At 69.4% G+C, this 21,862-nt stretch carries 21 protein-coding genes and 2 riboswitches; of the genes, 8 read left to right on the forward strand and 13 right to left on the reverse strand.

Going from position 1 to position 21,862, the window contains the following annotated elements; all coding sequences use genetic code 11:
• Positions 1–62 precede the first annotated feature (62 nt).
• Positions 63–689 (forward strand): TetR family transcriptional regulator, encoded by a 627-nt coding sequence (locus tag H293_RS0127705; RefSeq protein ID WP_020121082.1) that lies wholly within the window; start codon positions 63–65, stop codon positions 687–689.
• 71 nt (positions 690–760) lie between these two features.
• On the opposite strand, the gene H293_RS0127710 is transcribed toward H293_RS0127705, so the two are convergent.
• From H293_RS0127710 to H293_RS0127720, 3 genes are all read right to left on the reverse strand, one after another.
• Positions 761–1,120 carry a hypothetical protein gene (locus H293_RS0127710; RefSeq protein ID WP_020121083.1) on the reverse strand — a complete coding sequence of 120 codons (360 nt, stop codon included), beginning with the start codon at positions 1,118–1,120 and terminating at the stop codon, positions 761–763.
• Between the two features lie 114 nt (positions 1,121–1,234).
• Positions 1,235–2,239 carry a helix-turn-helix transcriptional regulator gene (locus H293_RS0127715; RefSeq protein ID WP_020121084.1) on the reverse strand — a complete coding sequence of 335 codons (1,005 nt, stop codon included), beginning with the start codon at positions 2,237–2,239 and terminating at the stop codon, positions 1,235–1,237.
• 72 nt (positions 2,240–2,311) lie between these two features.
• Entirely contained in the window at positions 2,312–3,166 is an 855-nt protein-coding gene (locus H293_RS0127720) for a thioesterase family protein (protein WP_028808249.1), read from the reverse strand.
• Between the two features lie 146 nt (positions 3,167–3,312).
• On the opposite strand from H293_RS0127720, the gene H293_RS0127725 reads away from it, so the two are divergent.
• The gene (locus H293_RS0127725) at positions 3,313–4,533 is read left to right on the forward strand and encodes an alpha/beta hydrolase (protein ID WP_020121086.1); all 1,221 of its coding nucleotides are present in this window, start codon (positions 3,313–3,315) and stop codon (positions 4,531–4,533) included.
• On the opposite strand, the gene H293_RS0127730 is transcribed toward H293_RS0127725, so the two are convergent.
• From H293_RS0127730 to H293_RS0127775, 10 genes are all read right to left on the reverse strand, one after another.
• The gene (locus H293_RS0127730) at positions 4,442–5,098 is read right to left on the reverse strand and encodes a trimeric intracellular cation channel family protein (protein ID WP_020121087.1); all 657 of its coding nucleotides are present in this window, start codon (positions 5,096–5,098) and stop codon (positions 4,442–4,444) included. The two genes, H293_RS0127725 and H293_RS0127730, sit on opposite strands and share 92 nt — an antisense overlap.
• Before the next feature lie 23 nt (positions 5,099–5,121).
• Complete coding sequence (locus H293_RS0127735) at positions 5,122–6,513, reverse strand: M1 family metallopeptidase (protein WP_020121088.1); 1,392 nt, start codon at positions 6,511–6,513, stop codon at positions 5,122–5,124.
• 98 nt (positions 6,514–6,611) lie between these two features.
• Positions 6,612–7,967 (reverse strand): ABC transporter ATP-binding protein, encoded by a 1,356-nt coding sequence (locus tag H293_RS0127740; RefSeq protein ID WP_020121089.1) that lies wholly within the window; start codon positions 7,965–7,967, stop codon positions 6,612–6,614.
• The gene (locus H293_RS0127745; protein ID WP_020121090.1) at positions 7,964–9,055 is read right to left on the reverse strand and encodes an ABC transporter ATP-binding protein; all 1,092 of its coding nucleotides are present in this window, start codon (positions 9,053–9,055) and stop codon (positions 7,964–7,966) included. The genes H293_RS0127740 and H293_RS0127745 overlap by 4 nt, the downstream gene beginning before the upstream one ends.
• Positions 9,052–10,059 (reverse strand): ABC transporter permease, encoded by a 1,008-nt coding sequence (locus tag H293_RS0127750; RefSeq protein WP_020121091.1) that lies wholly within the window; start codon positions 10,057–10,059, stop codon positions 9,052–9,054. Before H293_RS0127750 ends, H293_RS0127745 begins: the two co-directional genes overlap by 4 nt.
• A 69-nt stretch (positions 10,060–10,128) precedes the next feature.
• Positions 10,129–11,877 carry an ABC transporter substrate-binding protein gene (locus H293_RS0127755; RefSeq protein ID WP_033415721.1) on the reverse strand — a complete coding sequence of 583 codons (1,749 nt, stop codon included), beginning with the start codon at positions 11,875–11,877 and terminating at the stop codon, positions 10,129–10,131.
• Between the two features lie 60 nt (positions 11,878–11,937).
• Positions 11,938–12,936, reverse strand: coding sequence for an ABC transporter permease (locus H293_RS0127760; protein WP_020121093.1), 999 nt, complete (start codon positions 12,934–12,936; stop codon positions 11,938–11,940).
• Positions 12,937–13,271: 335 nt separating this feature from the next.
• On the reverse strand, positions 13,272–14,066 hold the full coding sequence (locus H293_RS0127765) for an enhanced serine sensitivity protein SseB C-terminal domain-containing protein (RefSeq protein WP_020121094.1): 795 nt from the start codon (positions 14,064–14,066) through the stop codon (positions 13,272–13,274).
• 157 nt (positions 14,067–14,223) lie between these two features.
• A complete protein-coding gene (locus tag H293_RS0127770) occupies positions 14,224–15,018 on the reverse strand; it encodes an enhanced serine sensitivity protein SseB (protein WP_020121095.1) in 795 nt (264 codons plus the stop codon).
• A gap of 67 nt (positions 15,019–15,085) precedes the next feature.
• The gene (locus H293_RS0127775; protein WP_020121096.1) at positions 15,086–15,754 is read right to left on the reverse strand and encodes an AAA family ATPase; all 669 of its coding nucleotides are present in this window, start codon (positions 15,752–15,754) and stop codon (positions 15,086–15,088) included.
• A 182-nt stretch (positions 15,755–15,936) separates the two neighbouring features.
• Positions 15,937–16,033: riboswitch (glycine riboswitch) on the forward strand.
• A riboswitch (glycine riboswitch) is annotated at positions 16,034–16,136 on the forward strand.
• Positions 16,137–16,187: 51 nt separating this feature from the next.
• On the opposite strand from H293_RS0127775, the gene gcvT reads away from it, so the two are divergent.
• The 6 genes from gcvT to H293_RS0127805 all read left to right on the forward strand — a co-directional run bounded on the left by gcvT (position 16,188) and on the right by H293_RS0127805 (position 21,672).
• On the forward strand, positions 16,188–17,306 hold the full coding sequence (gene gcvT, locus H293_RS0127780; protein ID WP_020121097.1) for a glycine cleavage system aminomethyltransferase GcvT: 1,119 nt from the start codon (positions 16,188–16,190) through the stop codon (positions 17,304–17,306).
• A 98-nt stretch (positions 17,307–17,404) separates the two neighbouring features.
• Positions 17,405–17,782: a glycine cleavage system protein GcvH gene (gene gcvH, locus H293_RS0127785; protein ID WP_007384830.1), complete on the forward strand. Its 378-nt coding sequence runs from the start codon at positions 17,405–17,407 to the stop codon at positions 17,780–17,782.
• A gap of 14 nt (positions 17,783–17,796) precedes the next feature.
• Positions 17,797–19,077 carry a serine hydroxymethyltransferase gene (gene glyA, locus H293_RS0127790; protein WP_020121098.1) on the forward strand — a complete coding sequence of 427 codons (1,281 nt, stop codon included), beginning with the start codon at positions 17,797–17,799 and terminating at the stop codon, positions 19,075–19,077.
• A 56-nt stretch (positions 19,078–19,133) separates the two neighbouring features.
• Entirely contained in the window at positions 19,134–20,501 is a 1,368-nt protein-coding gene (locus H293_RS0127795; protein WP_020121099.1) for an L-serine ammonia-lyase, read from the forward strand.
• A gap of 285 nt (positions 20,502–20,786) precedes the next feature.
• On the forward strand, positions 20,787–21,296 hold the full coding sequence (locus H293_RS0127800) for a nucleoside-diphosphate kinase (RefSeq protein ID WP_020121100.1): 510 nt from the start codon (positions 20,787–20,789) through the stop codon (positions 21,294–21,296).
• Between the two features lie 76 nt (positions 21,297–21,372).
• Positions 21,373–21,672, forward strand: a complete 300-nt coding sequence (locus H293_RS0127805; protein WP_028808252.1) for a hypothetical protein — start codon at positions 21,373–21,375, stop codon at positions 21,670–21,672.
• The last annotated feature ends 190 nt before the right edge of the window (positions 21,673–21,862 follow it).

The raw sequence follows: 21,862 nt of genomic DNA on the forward strand, positions 1-21,862 counted from the left end.
ACTCTAGAGTCTAGCGCCTGTCCGGCTTTCCAATCACAGAGAACAGTTGTTAACTGGATGACATGAGTCACACCCTCGGCCTCCGGCAGGCACAGAAGCAGAAGACCCGGCAGGCGCTCCTGGACGCGGCCCTGGGACTGCTGGAGGAACAGAGCTTGAGCAGCCTGGGCCTGCGCGAGGTCACGCGTGCCGTCGGCATCGCGCCGACCGCCTTCTACCGGCACTTCCGCTCCACCGCGGATCTCGGTACGGCCCTCGTCGAGGAGGCGTTGGGCAGCCTGCACCCGATGATCCGGACGACGGTGTCCACGGCCGACGACCACGGCCAACGCATCAAGCGCGCCATCGAGTTGATCGCCGGCCATGTAGACGCGTACCCCGCCCACGTCCGGTTTATCGCCCGCGAACGACATGGCGGAGTCCAGCCGGTCCGGGAGGCCATCCGGGAGCAACTGGCCCGGTTCGGGCAGGAGGTGAGGGACGAGCTGGCCAAGGACCCGGTGTCCGGCGGCTGGAGCGAGGACGACCTGCTGATGCTGGCCAACCTCTACGTCGACCAGATGCTGATCACGGCTTCCCTGTTCCTGGAGGCCCTGGAGGCGACCCCGGAGGAACGGGACCGGGTCTGCCAGGTGGCGGAGCGTCAGATGCGGCTGATCAGCATCGGCCGCCAGCACTGGCTGGATTAGTCACCGCACAGGAGGGCGGCACCCCCGCTCACCCGGAGTACCGCCCCTGCCGTACGGCGTCCTGCACCATGTCAGCTCTTCGTCGCCGCCGCGCTCGGCGCACCGCTGGGCGAGCCGCTCGGGGCCGCGCCGCCCGCGCCGCCGCCGGGACCGCCGCAGCCGCCCATGCCGCCGCCGGGCCCGCCGCTCGGCATGCCGGAGGGGGTGCCGCTGGGCGCGCCCGACGGCCGGGCGGTGGCGTTTCCGATGGGGGCGCCCGAGGGGGCACCGCTGGGCATGCCGGACGCGTTGCCGGTGGGGGCCTGACAGTTCTGCCCGCCCGAGGTGCCGCTGTTCGAGGACGACGACGAGTCGCCCGAGCCGCAGGCCACCAGGGCGAGGGGCGAGAGCGCCAGCAGGGCCACGGCGGGGAGGAGACGCACACGCTTCATGAGAGACAGCTCCGGAGAGGATGAGGAAGTCCTGAGGTCGGGAACTGTCGCAACGGCCCCTGAGCCTTCGGTGGGGCCGGCCTGTCCCCCGCCTGTGCGGGAGGCAAAGCGCGGCTAAAGCAGCTCCTGCGAGCTGGGGTTCTGTACGGACCGCTCACCCACCCGCTGGTACAGGTCCGTGACAGAGGCGGCCGCGCGGGCCACCTCCTCGCGTACCTCGGGCGGCGAGAGGACCTCCACGCGGTCGGAGAACTGCAGGAGTTGACGGGCCTCACCGACCACGCCGAGCGAGAGCCGGGCCGTCACCCACGCGTCCTCGCCGTCGCCCTCGGGGAGTTCGGTCAGATACGGGGCCATCAGCCGTACGAACAGGTCGAGTCGGTCGCGTCGGACCCGGACGGTGACGTCGATGCCGCCGGGGCGTTCCTCGACCTGGCGGCGCAACACCTCCCAGACCTCGGCGAGTTCGACACCGGGCCGACGCCTGACGGGTTCGTCCAGCACGGCCGCGGAGCGCACCCGGTCGGCCCGGAACAGCCGCGGGAGGCCCCGCCGGTCGGCGACCAGGTACCAGACACCCGCCTTGGCGACGAGACCGTACGGGTCCACGGTGTACGTCCGTGTCTCGCGCTCCCCGCTGTGCCGGTACCGCAGCCGCAGCCGGCGGTCGGCGAAGACGGCGTCCTGGAGGGCCGCCAGGTCCACGGACCGCTGCGGCCCGCCCTTCCAGCGGGTGGCGTCGACCAGGACGCGGCGGGAGGTGGCCTCGGCCGCCGGGCGGTGCGGGGCGGGCAGTGCGGCCATCACCTTGCGCAGCGCCGAGCCGAGGGCGGAGTCCAGGCCGAGGGCCGCGTGGGCGCCCTGGGCGGCCAGGATGAACAGGGCGCGGGACTCGTCGGCGGTCAGGCCGGTGACGTCCGTGCGGAATCCGGCGAGGAGTTCGATGCCGCCGTGTCGCCCGCGCTCGGCGTACACGGGCACCCCGGAGGCGGACAGGGCCTCCACGTCCCGGTAGATGGTCCGCACGGACACCTCGAGCCGGGCGGCGAGTTCATGCGCGGGCACCCGGCCCCGGGTCTGCAGAAGCAGCAGGATCGACAGGAGACGGTCGGACTTCACGGGGACAGGATCTCGCGTGACGCGCCCCGCGGCGGAGCCGCATGCCGAAGCAGCCCCGCGCCCCCGGGTGGGTCAGGACAACCTGACCCTGGCGAGTTGACGCGACTGTGCCACCAACCTGTCCGCGCTGTCCCAGACCTCGGCGTCCTCCTCCAGGAAGCCGCCGGCGAGGTTGCGGGTGCTGATGGCGACGCGCAGGGGGCCGGGGGCGGGGCGGCAGCGGACGTGGACGGTGAGTTCGACCGTGGGCACCCAGCCCTTGAGGCCGATCCCGAAGGCCGTGGGCGGGAGCGCATCCACCGCGAGCAGCAGCGAGAAGGGGTCGGCGTCCCGGCCGTCGGCGAGCCCGAACCAGGACCGCATCTCGCCCTTGCCGGAGGGCGCGCCGAGGGCCCAGCCCAGGGTCGACGGGTCCAGCTTGAGCATCAGCCGGTCGGTGATGGCGGAGCTGCCGTCGACGGGGACGGGCCCGTCCTCGGGACCGAAGCACTGGTCCATCGGCGGGAACACGGGCGGCTTCGCCGACGTACGGACGTCGTCGGGGAGGGAGTCGAGGTCGCCGTAGGAGGCGAGGGCGCGGATGCGCTCGACCTCCTTGCCCTCGTCGTCGTACTGGAAGAGCGAGGCCTGGCCGGTGGAGAGGGTGCGGCCGGTGCGGACGACGTCCGTGCGGATCACCGCCGGTCCGGGCTGGGACGCGGTCAGGTAGTGCGCGGAGATCGTGAACGGGTCGGTGTGCGGCAGGGCGTCCGCGAGGGCGCGGCCCAGGACGGCCAGGAGGTAGCCACCGTTGACGGCGCTGATGATCGTCCAGCCCGCGGAGAGGTCGATGTCGTAGACGCCAGGGGCGCGGCGGGCGGCCGCGGTGTCCCTGTCGAACTCGCTGTCGCCGATCGTCGCGCGCGTGGCGGAGGCTGCTTCTGGCATGCCTGAACGGTACAACAACTAACTACTAAGCGGTAGCTTTCCTCCCGGGGGTCGGTCATTCGTCCCAGGTGAGACCCGCGCTATTTCTCGGTAAGCGTCCGTACTCGCCCGTAAACCCCGCACCCGGCAACCTCCTCTACAGGGACATGAGCCTCACCGGGACCACGTTCCTCTACACCCTGATCGTGCTGTCCGTCGTCGCCGTCGTGCTGCCGCTGGCCCTGTGGTCGCGGTTGCGGGGGCCCCGGATCGCACGCGCCGCCGCCCGCGTACTGATGGTGCTGTTCGCCCAGGGCACGGCCGTCGCTCTCGTCTTCGTGCTGGTCAACAACCAGAACAGCCTCTACGACAACTGGGCCGACCTGCTCGGCACCGGCAACCACGTCCAGCAGGCCGCGAACCTGGGCGCCGACGGCACCGGCGGCATCTCGCTGAAGCGGTTGCCCAAGGTGAGGCAGCACTTCACCAACGCCTCCGGACCCGGCATGAAGGGCGTGCGGGTGACCCAGCTCAAGGGCCGGGTCTCGGGTGTGAACGCCGAGGTCTACGTCTGGCTGCCGCCGCAGTACGGCGAGCCCGCCTACCGGCACCACACGTTCCCCGTGGTGGAGCTGCTCTCGGGCTATCCCGGCTCGGCGAAGGCCTGGTTCGGGTCACTGCACGCGGTCAACCAGCTCCGGCCGCTGATGCGGGACGGCAAGGTGGCGCCGTTCATCCTGGTCGCCCCGCGCATGAACCTGCTGGCCGGGGTCGACACCGGGTGCGCCAACATCACGGGCACGGTCGACGCCGACACCTGGCTCAGCGTCGACGTGCCGAAGATGGTCACGGACAACTTCCGCGCCCAGTCCGGTCCGGCGGGCTGGGCCGCGGCCGGGTACTCGGCGGGCGGCCACTGCGCGACCAAGCTCGCCGTCGCGCACCCCGACCGCTACCGGGCCGCGGTCAGCATGTCCGGCTACAACGACCCGATCGGCGAACGCAACTCGCTGGCCGCCGAGACCCCCGCCCTGCGCCGCGCCAACAACCCGTACCTGCTGCTGCGCGAGGCCCGCACCCCGCCCGCGATCGCGCTCTACCAGTCCGGTCAGCCGGGCGACGGCTACGAGGCGGCCATGGGCCTGGAACAGGTCGCGAAGGCGCCGACGACCGTGCACGTCGTCTGCATCCCGAAGAGCGCGGGCGGCCACAACATGGCGCTGTGGAAGCCGCAGGTGGTTCCGGCGTTCCGCTGGCTGACCGAGGAGATGGGGCTGCTGCACGGCCGGGCGGGCGCTACTCCTCACGCACGGTCGACCGGCGGTTCCAGGCCCGCGGAGCTCGCCAGTGGAACCGCATCGCGAGCAGGCGCAGTACGAAGGCGGTGAGGGCCGCGAGCCCGCTGGTGAACGGACTGAGGGCGTCGTAGCGGATGCACAGGACGACCATGGTGGCGCCGACGATCGCCGGGACCGCGTACAGGTCGCGGTCCCAGCGCAGCAGTGAGGGCACCTCGTTGGCGAGCACGTCCCTGAGCACACCGCCGCCGACGGCGGTGGCGAGACCGAGGGTCGCGGACTGGGTGAGGCCGAGCCCGTACTCGTACGCCTTGGTCGTCCCGGCGACGCAGAACAGGCCGAGGCCGGCCGCGTCGAAGACGTTCACGCCGACCTGGATGCGCTCCACGTGCGGGTGCAGGAAGAAGACCAGGAGGGCGGCGAGCAGCGGGGTGATGAAGTAGCCGAGATCCGTGAAGGCGGCGGGCGGTACCGCGCCGATGATCAGGTCCCGGAACAGCCCTCCGCCCAGCGCGGTGACCTCGGCGAGGACGGCGATGCCGAAGACGTCGAAGTTCTTGCGGACGGCCAGCAGCGCGCCGGAGATGGCGAACACGAAGATGCCGACGAGGTCGAGCGTGTGCTGGACGGAGGGACTGAACAGTTGCTGGAGCACACCGCATTCTTGCGCAGCGGCTGCTACCGGGCCGGCTTGCCCGTCGTGAACAGCCAGGTGTGGAACAGGTCGTCCAGTTGCTGTCCGCTGATCTTGTCGGCGAGGCCGATGAATTCGGCCGTGTTCGCGTTGCCGTAGCGGTGGAGCCTCGTCCAGGCCGGCAGCAGCTCGAAGAACGCCTTGTCGCCGATCCGTTCGCGCAGCGCCTGGAGGGTCATCGCGCCTCGCTGGTAGACCGCGGACGCGAACATCGTGTCCCGCTGCGGGTCACCGACGGTGGTCTGCCAGAAGGCGCTGTCGGCGGGGCGGCCGTCGTACGCGGCGACGAAGGAGTCATGGGCGCTGCGGGTGCCCTTGTGCTCGGCCCACAGCCACTGGGCGTAGGTCGCGAAGCCCTCGTTGAGCCAGATGTCCTTCCAGTGCGCGACCGAGACGCTGTCCCCGAACCACTGGTGGGCCAGCTCGTGCACGATCGTCGTCTCGCTGCGCACCGCCGAGTAGGCCGGCTTGGTCTGCACCTCCAGCGAGAACCCGGCCTGCGGCATGTCGTCGACGATCGCGCCGGTCTCCTCGAAGGGGTACGGCCCGAAGACCTGCGACCAGTAGTCGGTGGCCTCGGCGGTGACGGCGTACACATCGACGCCGTTGCTGTTCGCCAGCACCGGGTCGATGGCCGTGTAGATGGGGATGCCGCCGGGGGTCTTCCCGGTGCGGACGTCGAACTTCCCGATGGTGGCGGTCGCCAGGTAGGTCGCCATCGGCTTCTTCTCGCGCCAGTGGGTGTACGTCGAGCCGCCCTTGTCGTACGTCGACACGAGCCGGCCGTTGGAGACCGCGGTCAGGCCCTTCGGGGTCTGGATGCGGATGTCGTAGGTGGCCTTGTCCGCGGGATGGTCGCTGGACGGGAACCAGGTGGAGGCGGCGTTGGGTTCACAGGCGACGAAGACGCCGTCGGGAGTCTTCATCCAGCCGTAGTCGGAGCCGAAGACGATGGGGCCGTTGAGGGGTTCGGGGATCCCGCCGTAGGTGACGGCGACCGTGAACTCCTGGCCCTTGCGCAGGGATTGGCGCGGGGTGATGCGTATCTCGTCGCCGTCCCGGCTGAACTGGGCGCGTCTGCCGTTCACTTCGACCGCGGTGACCACGAGTCTCTGGAGATCCAGATCGAAGGAGGAGAGGTTCTGGGTGGCGCCGGCGGTGAGTGTCGTACGGCCGTCCAGACGGTCGGTGTCCGGGTTGTACGCCACGTCGAGGGCGTAGTGCCGGGCGTCGAAGCCGCCGTTGCCGAGGTTCGGGAAGTAGGCGTCGCCGATGCCGGGGGCGCCGGGTTTCGGGCCCGGGGCCGCCGCGATGACAAAGAAGGAAGCCGCCGCGGTCGCGACGGCTCCTAAACGTGCCGAACGGGAGAGTGCCATGGTGTCGTCCCTCTCGAGCGTGTACCGATAAGTCGGACACGGACGACTCTTCACTCTCCCGTTCGGGCATGTGCATGACTTTGCCAACTCGTCATGCGTTACTTGTCAGTTGGGTCCTGACGGTCGGCTTCCGGTTCGGTGCTCGCCTCGCCGGTCTTCAACGGTGCCGCGGGGGCGGTCTTGGCGCCCGGGCCCGTCTTCGGGGCCGTGGCCTCGACGTCCGCCGCGACCTCCGCCTCCGGCTGCTCCGCCGTGTCCGCCGTCTTCCCGGCAGCCTCGGCGCCGGTCTCCTCGGCGGACCCCGCCGCCACCGCCGCGACCGCGGCCGACGTCTTTGCCGACTCGGCGCGGACCTCCTCGGCGACCAGTTCGGCCGCCTCCTTGGCGGCCGACAGCAGCACGGTGTCCTGCGGGGCCTGGTCCGCGAAGTTCTCGGGGTGGTGGCAGGCCACGCGCTGGCCGGGACGCAGCTCGACCAGCTGCGGCTCGGTGGTCTTGCAGATCTCCGTCGCCTTCCAGCACCGCGTGTGGAAGCGGCAGCCGGAGGGAGGGGAGATCGGGGACGGGACGTCGCCGCGCAGCAGGATGCGTTCGGACTTGGCGCCCCGGCGCTTGGGGTCCGGCACCGGGACCGCCGACATCAGGGCCTTGGTGTACGGGTGCATCGGCGCCTCGTACAGCGCGGTGCGGTCGGCGAGTTCGACGATCTTGCCGAGGTACATCACCGCGATGCGGTCCGAGACGTGCCGTACGACGGACAGGTCGTGCGCGATGATCACGTACGTGAGGCCGAGCTCCTCCTGGAGGTCGTCCATCAGGTTCACGACCTGCGCCTGGATCGACACATCGAGGGCCGAGACCGGCTCGTCCGCCACGACCAGCTTCGGCTTCAGGGCCAGGGCCCGCGCGATGCCGATGCGCTGACGCTGGCCGCCGGAGAACTCGTGCGGGTAGCGGTTGTAGTGCTCTGGGCTCAGGCCCACCAGCTCCAGCAGGCGCTGGACCTCCCGCTTCACCCCGCCCTCGGGCTCCACGCCCTGGAGCCGGAACGGCGCCGAGACGATGCCGCCGATGGTGTGCCGCGGGTTCAGGGAGCCGTACGGGTCCTGGAAGATCATCTGGATGTCCCGCCGAAGCGGACGCATCCCGGCCGCGTTCAGCCGCGTGATGTCCTGGCCCTCGAAGTGGATCGAGCCACCGGTCGGCTCCTGGAGACGGGTGATGACCCGGCCCATGGTCGACTTGCCGCAGCCCGACTCGCCGACCACGCCGAGGGTCTCGCCCTTGCGCACCTCGAAGTCGATGCCGTCGACCGCCTTGACCGCGCCGACCTGGCGCTGGAGGACGCCCTTGCGGATCGGGAAGTGCTTCTGGAGGCCCTCGACCTTGAGCAGTATCTCGCGCTCGTCGGGGGCGGTCGTCACGTCCGCATCCGTCTTCTTCGTCTCACTCACAGCTTCGGCGCAATCTCTTCGGTCCAGATCCGCGTGCGGTCCTCCGGCGAGAGGTGGCAGGCGGAGTAGTGCCCGCCGCCGACCTGCTGGAGCTCCGGGCGCACGGTACGGGTGACATCGCCCTTGGGGATGTCCGCGTACGGGCAGCGGGGGTGGAAGGCGCAGCCCGAGGGGACGTTGATGAGGCTCGGCGGCTGGCCCTTGACGGGGATGAGCCGCTCGGAGGTCTCCCGGTCGATGCGCGGCATCGAGCCCAGCAGACCCCAGGTGTACGGGTGCTGCGGGCGCTCGAAGACGTCGTCGACGCTGCCGCGCTCCACGCACCGGCCGCCGTACATCACCAGGACGTCGTCGGCGATCTCGGCGACCACACCCAGGTCGTGGGTGATGAGGACGACCGCGGAGCCGAACTCCTTCTGCAGGTCCCGGATCAGGTCGAGGATCTGCGCCTGGACGGTGACGTCCAGGGCGGTCGTCGGCTCGTCCGCGATCAGCAGTTCGGGGTTGTTGACGAGCGCCATGGCGATCATCGCGCGCTGGCGCATACCGCCGGAGAACTCGTGCGGGTAGCCGTCGACGCGCTTGTCCGGCTCGGGGATACCGACCCGGTCGAGCATCTCGACGGCCCGCTTGCGCGCGACCTTCTTGCTGACGTCGTGGTGGACCCGGTACGCCTCCACGATCTGGTTGCCGATCGTGTAGTACGGGTGCATCGCGGACAGCGGGTCCTGGAAGATCATCGCCATCTCGCGGCCACGCAGCCGGCGCACCTCGTCCGGGTCGGCGGAGACCAGCTCCTTGCCGTCCAGCCAGATCTCGCCGGACATCTGGACGTTCTTGCCGCGCGCGCCGAGCCGGTGCAGGCCCATGATCGCCAGCGAGGTGACGGACTTGCCGGAGCCCGACTCGCCCACGATGCAGAGGGTCTTGCCCTTCTCCACCTGGAAGCTGAGCCCGTCGACGGACTTGACCAGTCCGTCGTCGGTCGGGAAGTGCACCTTGAGGTCGCGGACCGCGAGGAAGGCGTCGGGGGCGTTCCCCGGAGCCGGCTCGCCCAGGGCGGCACCGGTCTTGGAGAGTTCGGTCACGAGAGCCTCACCCGCGGGTCGGCGGCGGCGTACAAGAGGTCCACCAGGAGATTTGCGATCACGACGAAGAGCGCGGCGAGCAGGGTGACGCCGAGGATCGGGGGCAGGTCGTTGTCGGTGATGCCCTGCACCGCGTACTGGCCGATGCCGGGCAGCGAGAACACCGTCTCGGTGATCACGGCACCGCCGAGCAGCAGACCGAGGTCCATGCCGAAGACGGTGATGATCGGGGTCAGCGCGGCCCGCAGCCCGTGCCGGGTCACCACGTTGCGCTCCCGCAGTCCCTTGGCGCGGGCGGTGCGGATGAAGTCCTCGTTCATCGTCTCCAGCATGCCCGAGCGGGTCAGGCGCGCGTAGATGGCGGAGTACAGCAGCGCGAGCGAGCACCAAGCCGGGAAGAGCGTGTTGGCCCACTGGGCCGGATTCTCGGTGAACGGCACGTAGGTGCGACCAAAGATCGGCCACTGATAGGTGAAGAGCAGGATCGCCAGGCTGCCCGTGAAGAACATGGGCAGCGAGACACCGGCGAGCGCGACGCCCATGAAGGTGCGGTCGAAGAAGCTGCGGGGCTTGAGCGCGGAGATCACGCCGATCACCACACCGGAGACCAGCCACAGCACGGCGGCACCGGCCGCCAGCGAGAAGGTCACCGGAATGCGTGAGGTCAGCTGCGGCCAGACCGCCTCGTGGGTCTTGAAGGAGTAGCCGAAGCACGGCGCGTCACAGTGCGCCGTCGTGGGCCCCAGGTTGTAGGTGGCTCCGGCCACGATCCCCTTGATGAAGTGCCAGTACTGGGCATACAGGGGCTCGTCCAGACCGAGGTTCTGCTTGACCGCGGCGATGTCTGCCTTCGTCGGACTCTTTCCGATGTACTGCTGCGCGAGCTGGTCGGCGGTCTGGCCGGCCAGCCGCGGCAGCAGGAAGAAGATCGCGAAGGTGACCGCGGTGACGACCAGCAGCAGGATCACTGCCGCGAACGTCCGACGGAGGATGTACGAGATCACGGGGACCGGCGCTGGTGCCCGCGGGCCGTGAGGCCCACGGGCACCAATGCCTTCACCTGCCTTCCGGGGCTACTTCTTGGTCGTGCCGATGTTGAGGTAGTCGTACTGACCGCTGAAGGCCGACGTGGACACCAGGTTGGTGTAGCCGGACGGGCGGTACAGCAGGACCTTGAAGTAGGTCAGCGGGACGAGCGCAGCCAGGTCCATGGCGCGCTTGTCGATCTGCCCGTACAGGCCGTTGCGGGTGGTGTCGTCCTCGGTGGCGATGGCCTTCTCCAGCATCTCGTTGATCTGCTTGTCGTTCAGATACGAGAGGTTGGTGTTGCCGGACGCGCCGATCGCGTCACCGTGCAGGATCTGCTGGAGGAAGCCGTAACCGGAGTTCCAGTCGGCACCCCACTGCATCATGTGCAGGCCGATGTTCTGCTTCTTGTCGAACGTCGGCACACCCGCGTAGTCGGTGAAGTACTTGCCCGACGGGTACTGCTTCAGGCTGGCGTTGATGCCGACCTTCTTCAGCGAGGCGATGATCGCGGTGGCCGCGTCGATCTCCTGCGGGCGGTCGCTGCGCGCCGAGATGTTGGTGCTGATCGTCGTCTTGCCGCAGGCCTTCAGCTGCTCCTTGGCCTTGGCGGCGTCACCCTTGTTGCCGGTGGTCGCGTAGACGTCGGCCTTCGCGTAGCCGGTGATGTCCGGGGGCAGCACGGTCGTGGCGATGTCACCGCGGATCGGGCCGCCCTCGGCGGTCTGCACCGAGACCTTGTCGACGGCGTACTCGACGGCCTTGCGGCACTCGACCTTGTCGAACGGCGCGACCTGGTTGTTGATCGCCATGTAGACCAGACGGCCACCGTAGGTGTTGTCCGTGTTGGCCTTCAGCTTGGCGTCGTTGACGACCTTGGCCTGGGTCGCGGCCTGGACACCGGTACCACCGAGGTCGATCGCGTCACCGGCCTGGACGTCCTGGTCGATCGTCTCGGCGTTGACCTTGAGCTTGACGACGATCTTGTCCGGGTACTGCTTGCGCAGCGGGTCGGTCTTCGGGTCCCAGTTCTCGTTCTTGACGAGGACGGCCTGCTTGCCCTCGTCGTAGCTCTGGAACTTGTACGAGCCCGAGGACACGATGCTCTTGACGTAGTCGATGCCGGTGTCCTTGGCCTGCGGGACCGGCGCCGTCTGCGGCGTCGCGACCAGGTAGTCGAACTCCTGGAAGGGACGGTTGAGCTTGAAGACGATCGTGGTGTCGTCCGGCGTCTCGATGGACTTCAGGCCCTCGGGGCTCTTGTCCTTGTAGGGGCCCTTGTAGGCCTTGCCGCCCTGCATGAACTGCTGGAAGTAGTTCGGGCCGAGGGAGAGCACGTCACGCGCGAAGTTGGAGCGCTCGACGGCGTACTTGACGTCCTTCGAGGTGATCGCGGTGCCGTCCTGGTACTTCAGACCGGAGCGGATCTTGTACGTCCAGGTCTTGCCGCCGTCGCTCGGCTCGCCCGCCTTCTCGGCGAGGTCCGGGACCAGCTTGTTGCCCTCCTCGCCCGGACCGGGCTGGAAGGTCATCAGCGGGCGGGCGTACAGCCGGCTGAGGTTGTACATGTAGGCGTAGTACGTGTTGCCGGGATCGAAGGAGTCCGGGACGTCGGAGTACTCGTACGTGACCGTCCCACCCTTCTGGGTGGAGGCATTGACGACGCCCTTGGTCGCTGCGTTGGCCCCAGCCGACTTGTTCCCGTCTCCACCGTTGTCATCGGCCTTGCTGCAAGCCGAGAGCAACAGGCTCGCACTGCCGATGGCCGCCACTGCGGCCAGCGCTGACCTTCGCATGATGGTCTGCTTCCCCTTCAATTGTCGGAAATCTTGTGGACTCTCACCGCGAGTCGCGGGTCAGCGGCTGCGCGGGTCGAGAGCGTCTCGGAGACCGTCGCCGAGCAGGTTGAACGCCAGGACGGTCACGAAGATGGCCAGACCAGGCACGATCAGGAACTGCGCGTCGACCTGGTAGTAGGTGACGGCCTGGTTGAGCATGCCGCCCCAGGAGGCCTGGGGAGGCTGGATGCCGACGCCGAGGAAGCTCAGCGACGCCTCGAAGAGGATGTTGGTCGGGATGAGCAGCGTCGAGTAGACGATGATCGGGCCGACGAGGTTCGGCAGCAGCTCCCGGAAGAGGATGTACGGCCCCTTGGCCCCCATCCCGCGCGAGGCGTCGACGAACTCCCGCTCGCGCAGGGCCAGGGTCTGGCCGCGCACGATGCGGCCCAGGTAGGGCCAGTTGAAGAAGCCGATGACGAAGATCAGCACGCTGATGTGCAGCGGCAGACCCTCCAGGCCGAAGGCGCCGCCCTGCAGCGTGGCCGAGATGGCGATGGCGAACAGCAGGAGCGGGAACGCCAGGAAGGTGTCCATGAGCCGGCTGATGATCGTGTCGACCCGGCCGCCGTAGTAGCCGGCGACCACGCCGAGCACGGCGCCGATGGTGTTGGACAGGATCGTGGCGCCGAAGGCGACGACCAGCGAGACCCAGGAGCCTTCGAGGATGCGGGTGGCGATGTCGCGGCCGAACTTCGGCTCCACGCCGAGCGGGTGCGACCAGCTCATACCGCCGAAGTCGCCCTTGGGCAGCGAGGTGTTCGGGTCGATCAGATCCTGGTGCAGGGCGTTCGGGTCCAGCCCGAACATGGCCTGGATGGGCCGCGAGAGCAACGCGAGGAGGATCAGCAGGATGACGATCACGCCACCGGCGACCGCCACCCTGTCCTTCTTGAACCGGGACCAGGCGATCTGCCCCAGGGAACGGCCCTCGATCTGCCCCTTGTCGACGCCGACGAGGACAGCCTCCGGCTGCGCCTCGGCCTGCGCCCCGGTGGTCTCGATCGGTGCGGTCACAGTGACCCGACCCCTCTCGCCGGTGGTGACCGGCCTACACCTGCCGTGGATTACGGCTTTGTCGACTTGCTCAGCTCGCAGGGACTACTGATCCTGCGTCTGCCTGGGGAGTCTTCAGCTTCGCTGCGATCACCCGCCAGGCCTGGCGCCGAAAGTATGCGTAACCGTGATGCAGTACGAGGGATTCCGTTATCCGAACAACGGGTAACGCCCCTCGGACGTATGTCAGTTGGGACAAAACGGCACGATAGGACACGTTCGTGGTGATCCGCCGCTATCTACGCGCGAAGAAATGTGGCTGTTACTCAAACGAGGCGAATGGGTTGCCATCGCTCTCAGTAACCACCACGGGCAGGCGGGTAGCCGTACCCGGCCGCCGGTGCCTGGGCGGGTGATCCGTGGGCCTCGCGGTCGTAGAACGGACGGGCACCGGCGCGCATCCACAGGGCCACCGGGTCGTACTCGTCGGACATCGCCACGGTCGACACCGGCAGTCCCTCCGGGACGGCGCCGATGGACTGCTGCATCATCGCGCGCACCGAGTCCACGGCCGAGGGACTGGTGTCGTACACGTCCAGGCCGATGGCGAGATACGGAGCCCCGAGCGCCGGCTGCACCCAGGCGCGGCGCAGCGAGCGGACCGCCGGGGTGCGGTGCGCGTTCTGCACGAGCAGGGCGTAGAACTGGGGGATCTCGATAGCGGGTTCGGCGAGCCTGAGCGGCCCCGCGGGCTGGCGCTCCAGGCCGGTCGCGATGCGGCGCAGATCGAGCCAGGGGATGCCGACCCCGCCGCCGGGGGCGTGCGGGTTGAGCCAGAGGCCGTAGTGGTCGGGATAGAGCGTGCGGGCCACGTCGAGGCCGTCGACCACTTCGTACGAGCGGTTCCAGCCGCTGGCGCTCAGCTCCTGGGCCGAGGTCACACAGGGGGCGTAGCCGTAGCCGTCGACCTCCATGTTTCCGTACTGGGCGTCCGGGGAGCCGGACTGGCCGTGCCACAGGAGCATCCAGATCTGGCCGTTGTTCGGGGTCGCGAGAGCGCGCAGCAGCGCCTCGTAGGCGTCGTAGCGCCCGGGGGTCACCTGGCGCAGCATGTGCTCGACCGTGCCGGTCGCGGTGCCGCTGGCGCTCACGTCGTATCGCCCCTTCTTGAAAGTTCCCCAAGTATGAAACCAGCTTAAGCGCCCACCGGGTCGGGACCTGCGCGTCGTCGGCGGGTGCGCGTTGTCCGTGGCTCGGCGCGCCCCGCGGCGGAGCCGCATATCGGCACAGCCCCACGCCCCTGGGGAGTCAGGTCCCCCGCGTGTAGAAGGGCCGCACCTGTCCTCGCATCCAGTGGCCCACCGGGTCGTCCGCCACGTCCAGCAGGACCAGGTTGACCGGCCACTTCACCGGAGTGGTGCCCAGGGCCCTGCCGAGGGCGTCCATCGGCAGGGTGCGCAGGTCGCCCTCCCACTGGGAGAGTTCCACGCCCACGAACATGACCGGGTCGGCGGTCTCGATGGCGGCCAGGCAGCGGCGGGCCGTCAGGACCACGCCCGTGGCCGCGAACTCGGCGGACGCGGCTGCCAGGAAGTCGACCGGGTCGTCCTGCCAGTCCGGCTCGTAGAGCTTGACCCGGCCGCCGGTGCCGGACCCGTCCAGCGGGGTCCGGCCCACCCGGCACAGATCGGCGACGGCGGCGGGCGGCAGCGGGACGCCGACCACACCGTCCGGGTTCACCGCGATGCCCACATGCGGGGGCAGGCCGCGGGCGAACTCGACCGCCGGGGCGATGGTGTACGACAGATGGCTGCCGACGACCTGGCGGAACTGCTCCTCGGAGCTGAAGACCGGGACGAACGCCTGGCCCGCGATCTCCAGGGTGGGCAGGTCGAGGGGGCCGCTGTGCGGGCCGCCGCCGTTCGGCAGGGGGACCCAGACGAAGCTGCGGCCGAGCACCTCGATGATCCGCCCGCCCGCCGAGGGCATGCCGAGGGAGGCCGAGAGCACCTCCTCCAGCTCGTTGCCGGGCCAGCCGCCGTGCGGATGGGGGTGTGCCGAGTGTGCCGGGAAGTCCGCGGGAAGATCCGCTGGGAAGTCCATCTGTCTGACCGCCTGCTGTGAACCACTGATGTGGCTGAAAGGCTAGCGGGTGCGGGCGGTTCGCGACTCAGCCCGTGAACCCGATCCGCCGCAGGACGTCCGCCGCGTCCCGGTCGATCAGCACCGCCGAGCCGCAGCCCTGGGGCAGATCACCGCGCTCCACGGAGCGGATCAGCCGGGCGGCGGCCCCCCGGTGCCGCAGGAAGGCGTACCGCGAGACCCCCCGGCCGCGCTCGCGCTGACCGTCCAGCGCGGTGTCCGCCGTGACGTCGAGCAGCAGCAGATGCAGGATGCCGCCCCGGCGCCGGGCCTCGCGGGCCAGCCAGCCCCGCACCCAGGCCTGCGTCCCGCAGTCGTGCACCACGACCCCCTGGCCGGAGCGCAGGGCGCGGCGCAGTCCGGCGTAGTGCGCGAGCCGGACCAGGGGGCGGTAGACGGCGTACGGCAGTAAGCGGGACAGCCGGGCGTCCCAGCGGTCGCGGGTGTCCTGGGAGTCGACCCGGATGCCCGTGACCGCGCGCTTCATCAGCGTGGACTTGCCGCTGCCGGGCAGGCCGGTGATGACGACGAGGTCTCCGGGGCCGAAGAGCAGGGCGTGCGGGCTGTGGCCGGCGCGGTCGCGCAGGTCACGGACGACCGGGCGGGCGCCGCGGGCCTCGACGGCCGGGGCCGCGGGCTGCTCGGGCAGCGCGAGGGCCGAGGTCGTCGCGTACGCCGTGGTCCTGTTCACCGTCATCGTCCTCCTCCGGGGTCGGGGTTCCCCTCCCCACCGAGCGTAAAGAGAAGGTAATGGATGATCTCTCGCGTTTCTGTACGCGTACCGCCACAAGCCGGTTACAAAAGGAAGGGGTCAGTGCGGCCCTGCCGTCGGCGTCCGAGGCGTGCAATGATGTCCGCGCCAACTGCATACCGGCCGCTTGAATCCGCGCGGGAGAGTCCCGGGTACATGTACCCGGGCGCCGAAGGAGCAAGTCCCTCCCTTGAATCTCTCAGGCCCCGTTACCGCGCGGGCGAGGCACATCTGAAAAGCGGGCCGCCCACTCGACGCGGCCCCACCCACGGTGCAAGCCATGTTCTTCATGGCGAACCTCTCAGGTTCCGATGACAGATGGGGAGGAATACCTCGCCCGTCACACCCATGTCCTGGGATCCTTGGAGACGACCGTCCGATGAGCAGTCCTGAACCCCGTCTCACCGCACTCGACGCCCTGCACCGCTCGCTCGGTGCGACGATGACCGACTTCGCCGGCTGGGACATGCCCCTGCGGTACGGCTCCGAGCGCGACGAACACAACGCGGTACGTACGAAAGCCGGGCTCTTCGACCTCTCCCACATGGGCGAGATCACCGTGACCGGACCGCAGGCCGCGCAGCTGCTGAACTTCGCCCTCGTCGGCAACATCGCCTCCGTCGGCGTCGGCCGGGCCCGCTACACCATGATCTGCCAGGCCGACGGCGGCATCCTGGACGACCTGATCGTCTACCGGCTCGGCGAGACCGAGTTCATGGTGGTCGCCAACGCCTCCAACGCCCAGGTCGTCCTCGACGCGCTGACCGAGCGCGCGGCCGGCTTCGACGCCGAGGTGCGCGACGACCGGGACGCGTACGCCCTGATCGCCGTACAGGGACCGGAGTCCCCCGGGATCCTCGCGTCCCTGACCGACGCGGACCTCGACGGCCTGAAGTACTACGCCGGTCTGCCGGGCACGGTCGCCGGAGTTCCGGCGCTGATCGCGCGCACCGGGTACACCGGCGAGGACGGCTTCGAGCTGTTCGTGAAGCCGGAGCACGCGGTCGAGCTGTGGCAGGCCCTGACCAAGGCGGGCGAGGGCGTCGGCCTGGTCCCGTGCGGACTGTCCTGCCGGGACACGCTGCGCCTTGAGGCGGGCATGCCGCTCTACGGGCACGAGCTGTCGCGGGAGCTGACCCCCTTCGACGCCGGGCTCGGGCGGGTCGTGAAGTTCGAGAAGGACGGGGACTTCGTCGGGCGGGAGGCACTCCAGCAGGCTGCTGAGCGCGCCGCCGCCGCTCCGCCCCGCGTCCTCGTCGGTCTGGTCGCCGAGGGGCGTCGTGTCCCGCGCGCCGGGTACGCGGTCGTCGCGGGCGGCGAGGTGATCGGCGAGGTCACCTCCGGCGCCCCCTCCCCCACGCTCGGCAGGCCGATCGCGATGGCGTACGTCGACGCCGCGCACGCTACGCCCGGCACGACCGGTGTCGGTGTGGACATCCGGGGCAGCCACGAGCCGTACGAGGTCGTGGCGCTGCCGTTCTACAAGCGCCAGAAGTAGTCGCCGTAGGCGATGCTGAGCACAGAGTCGCTGCTCACGCACGCCCTCCGCAGTCCCCCCTTCACCAGCACTCCCCCGCGTACAGGAGAATTCAGGCCATGAGCAACCCCCAGCAGCTGCGCTACAGCAAGGAGCACGAGTGGCTGTCGGGCGCCGAGGACGGCGTCTCGACGGTCGGCATCACGGAGCACGCGGCCAACGCGCTCGGCGATGTCGTCTTCGTCCAGCTCCCGGAGGTCGGTGACACGGTGACCGCGGGCGAGACCTGCGGCGAGCTGGAGTCGACCAAGTCGGTCTCCGACCTGTACTCCCCCGTCTCCGGTGAGGTCACCGAGGTCAACGAGGACGTCGTCAGCGACCCCGCACTGGTGAACTCCGCCCCCTTCGAGGGCGGCTGGCTGTTCAAGGTGCGCGTTGCCGAGGAGCCGGCCGACCTGCTCTCCGCCGACGAGTACACCGCCTTTTCCGCCGGCTGAGGAGTCCGCACCTGATGTCCGCACTGAACACGCCCCTGCACGAGCTCGACCCGGAGATCGCCGCCGCGGTCGACGCCGAGCTGGACCGTCAGCAGTCCACCCTCGAGATGATCGCCTCGGAGAACTTCGCTCCGCTCGCGGTCATGGAGGCCCAGGGCTCGGTCCTCACCAACAAGTACGCCGAGGGCTACCCGGGCCGCCGCTACTACGGCGGCTGCGAGCACGTCGACGTGGCCGAGCAGATCGCGATCGACCGGGTCAAGGAGCTGTTCGGCGCCGAGTACGCCAACGTGCAGCCCCACTCCGGTGCCTCCGCGAACCAGGCCGCCCTGTTCGCGCTGGCCCAGCCGGGCGACACCATCCTCGGCCTCGACCTCGCCCACGGCGGTCACCTGACCCACGGGATGCGGCTGAACTTCTCCGGCAAGCAGTTCAACGTGGTCGCGTACCACGTGGACCCGGCGACCGGTCTGGTCGACATGGCCGAACTGGAGAAGCTCGCCAAGGAGCACCGCCCGAAGGTGATCATCGCGGGCTGGTCCGCCTACCCGCGGCAGCTGGACTTCGCGGAGTTCCGCCGGATCGCCGACGAGGTCGAGGCGTACCTGTGGGTCGACATGGCGCACTTCGCCGGCCTGGTGGCCGCGGGGCTGCACCCGAACCCCGTCGAGCACGCGGACGTGGTCACCTCCACCACCCACAAGACGCTGGGCGGACCGCGCGGCGGGATCATCCTCGCCAAGCAGGAGTTCGCGAAGAAGCTGAACTCCTCCGTGTTCCCGGGCTTCCAGGGCGGTCCCCTGGAGCACGTGATCGCGGCGAAGGCGGTGTCCTTCAAGGTCGCCGCCTCCGAGGAGTTCAAGGAGCGCCAGCGGCGTACGGTGGACGGTGCGCGCATCCTCGCCGAGCGTCTGACGGCCGACGACGCCCGGGAGGCCGGGGTCAACGTGCTCTCCGGCGGCACCGACGTGCACCTCATCCTCGTCGACCTGCGCGAGTCCGAGCTGGACGGCAGGCAGGCCGAGGACCGTCTCCACGAGGTCGGCATCACGGTCAACCGCAACGCCGTCCCGAACGACCCGCGCCCGCCGATGGTGACGTCGGGCCTGCGGATCGGCACGCCCGCCCTGGCCACCCGCGGCTTCACGGCCGAGGACTTCGCCGAGGTCGCGGACGTCATCGCCGAGACGCTGAAGACGCCCTCTCCCTTCGGGAAGGCCGACGTGGAGGCACTGAAGGCCAGGGTCAAGGCCCTCGCCGACAAGCACCCGCTGTACGCCGGTCTGAACAAGTAGTTCCGCGGTGGGGGCACCCGACGACGTGTGCCCCCGCCTTTTGTGAAGGAGTTCCCGTGGCCATCTCGGTCTTCGACCTGTTCTCGATCGGCATCGGCCCGTCGAGCTCCCACACGGTCGGCCCGATGCGCGCGGCCCGCATGTTCGCCCGCCGCCTGCGCAACGAGGACCTGCTGCCGGCCGTCGCCTCGGTCCGCTGCGAGCTCTACGGCTCCCTGGGCGCGACCGGCCACGGCCACGGCACCCCGAAGGCGGTGCTGCTCGGCCTGGAGGGGGCGTCCCCGCGCACGGTGGACGTGGCGACCGCGGACGACCGGGTGGCGGAGATCAAGGCCGCGGGCGTCCTGAAGCTGCTCGGCGAACGCGAGATCCCGTTCTCCTTCGACGACGACCTGGTCCTGCACCGCCGCAAGGCACTCCCGTACCACGCGAACGGCATGACCGTGTGGGCGTACGACGCCTCGGGCGCGGAACTGCTCTCCAAGACGTACTACTCGGTCGGCGGCGGCTTCGTCGTGGACGAGGACGCGGTCGGCGAGGACCGCATCAAGCTCGACGACACGGTGCTGAAGTACCCCTTCCGCACGGGTGACGAGTTGCTGCGCCTGACCAAGGAGACCGGCCTGTCGATCTCCTCCCTGATGCTGGAGAACGAGCGCGCCTGGCGCACCGAGGACGAGATACGGGCCGGGCTGCTGGAGATCTGGCGCGTGATGCAGTCCTGTGTGTCCCGGGGCATGTCCCAGGAGGGCATCCTGCCGGGCGGCCTGCGGGTACGCCGCCGCGCCGCCATGACGGCACGTCAACTGCGGGCGGAGGGCGATGCGTTGGCCCACTCCATGGAGTGGATCACGCTGTACGCGATGGCGGTCAACGAGGAGAACGCGGCCGGCGGCCGGGTGGTGACGGCCCCGACGAACGGCGCGGCCGGCATCATCCCCGCGGTCCTGCACTACTACATGAACTTCGTTCCCGGCGCGGACGAGGACGGCGTGGTCCGCTTCCTCCTCGCGGCCGGCGCCATCGGCATGCTCTTCAAGGAGAACGCCTCCATCTCCGGCGCCGAGGTCGGCTGCCAGGGCGAGGTCGGCTCGGCCTGCTCGATGGCGGCGGGCGCGCTGGCGGAGGTCCTCGGCGGCTCTCCCGAACAGGTCGAGAACGCGGCCGAGATCGGCATGGAGCACAACCTGGGCCTGACCTGCGACCCGGTCGGCGGCCTGGTCCAGATCCCCTGCATCGAGCGCAACGGCATGGCCGCGGTGAAGGCGGTCACGGCGGCGAAGATGGCGCTGCGCGGGGACGGCTCGCACATGGTGTCCCTGGACAAGGTCATCAAGACGATGAAGGACACCGGGGCGGACATGAGCGTGAAGTACAAGGAGACGGCGCGGGGCGGGCTCGCGGTGAACATCATCGAGTGCTGAGGGGGCGGGCCCTGAGCAGGGCGTTCGTAACCTTCGGCGCTCTTCGACCCCCTGACCGGCTGACGTCAGCGACCGGGCGAGAACCCTGCAACTGTCATTCCTGGTACGCGCTCACGCGGCGGCGCGCGCCTCTGCCTGCGCGTAGCTCATGCACCGATCTGACGCGCTCCGAGATCGAGGATCTTCGCATGTCCGGCAGACAGCGTTCCGGGCGCCGGTAGCCTCAGGACCGGTGGCGCTCTGAGCGTCCGTCAAGTCGCCTGTTCTAAAGCTGAAAGGGAAGCCATGGGCCAGATGCAGGAGCAGCCGGTGGAGCGCACTCTCGTACTGCTGAAACCGGATGCTGTGGTACGCGGCTTCGCAGGGAAGATCATTTCCAGGTTCGAGGATGCGGCGCTGAAAATCGTCGGTGTCAAGATGAAGCAGATGGACGCCGAGTTCACCCGGCGCCACTACTTCGACCTCGAGGAACGACTCGGCCCACAGGTGTATGGGATGACCTCCACGTTCATGCAGCAGACTCCCGTCATCGCGCTCGTCCTGGAGGGCGCCGACGCAGTGGCCACGGTGCGGAAGATCGTCGGCAGCACCTACCCGAACGAGGCGGCGGCCGGGACGGTCCGTGGCGACTTCTCCCACTACAGCAGGTCGGCCAGCCTCGCCTCCGGCAAGGCCGTGGCGAATCTGGTCCACGCGTCCGGGAACAAGGAGGAGGCGGACATGGAAGTAGGGCTTTGGTTCGACAAGGGCGAACTGCACGACTACCGCACCCTCGCCGAGGTCTTCACTTATTAAGCCGCGAGGGAGCGTCACCCTCGGACTGTCACTGCGTTGAACCTCACCGGGAGTTCACCGTATGAAAGAGGGCACCATGACCAGCGAGACCCGCGTCGCCTCCATCGATGAGCTGGAGGCCGGCTTCCTGCGCGAAATGGGCGACGATCGATGGGCCGCCACAGAGACCGCCTACGCGCTCGCCGTGCTCCACCGCGAACTCGGCAACTGGAATCGGTCACGCGAATGGGTGAAGCAGTGCCTCCACCTCTTGGACGGCTTCCCGAGCGACACCGAGGAGCAGGTGGCCACGAAGCGCCTCACGGCAGGCGGTGTTCCGCTGCCTACCTACCTGCACGACGGGGTCGTACGCGGACGCTTCGGGACCCCGGCTTGACGGATCCGACTCTGGCCTGACCGCCCTCCGCGCCGTGGCGTGGACTTCCGAAGTCGTCCACGCCACCCTCGCGGCACCCGGTGCGAGACCGGGACGTGCGGATCAGCCGTCCGTCCTGCGGCGCATGCGGTTGTCGAGCACCGCCGTGACCAGGTCGGTCAGCACAGCTACTAGGTTGAGCGCATCGCCT

Origin of the sequence: Streptomyces canus 299MFChir4.1, from assembly GCF_000383615.1 — a bacterium.
Taxonomy (GTDB): domain Bacteria; phylum Actinomycetota; class Actinomycetes; order Streptomycetales; family Streptomycetaceae; genus Streptomyces; species Streptomyces canus_C.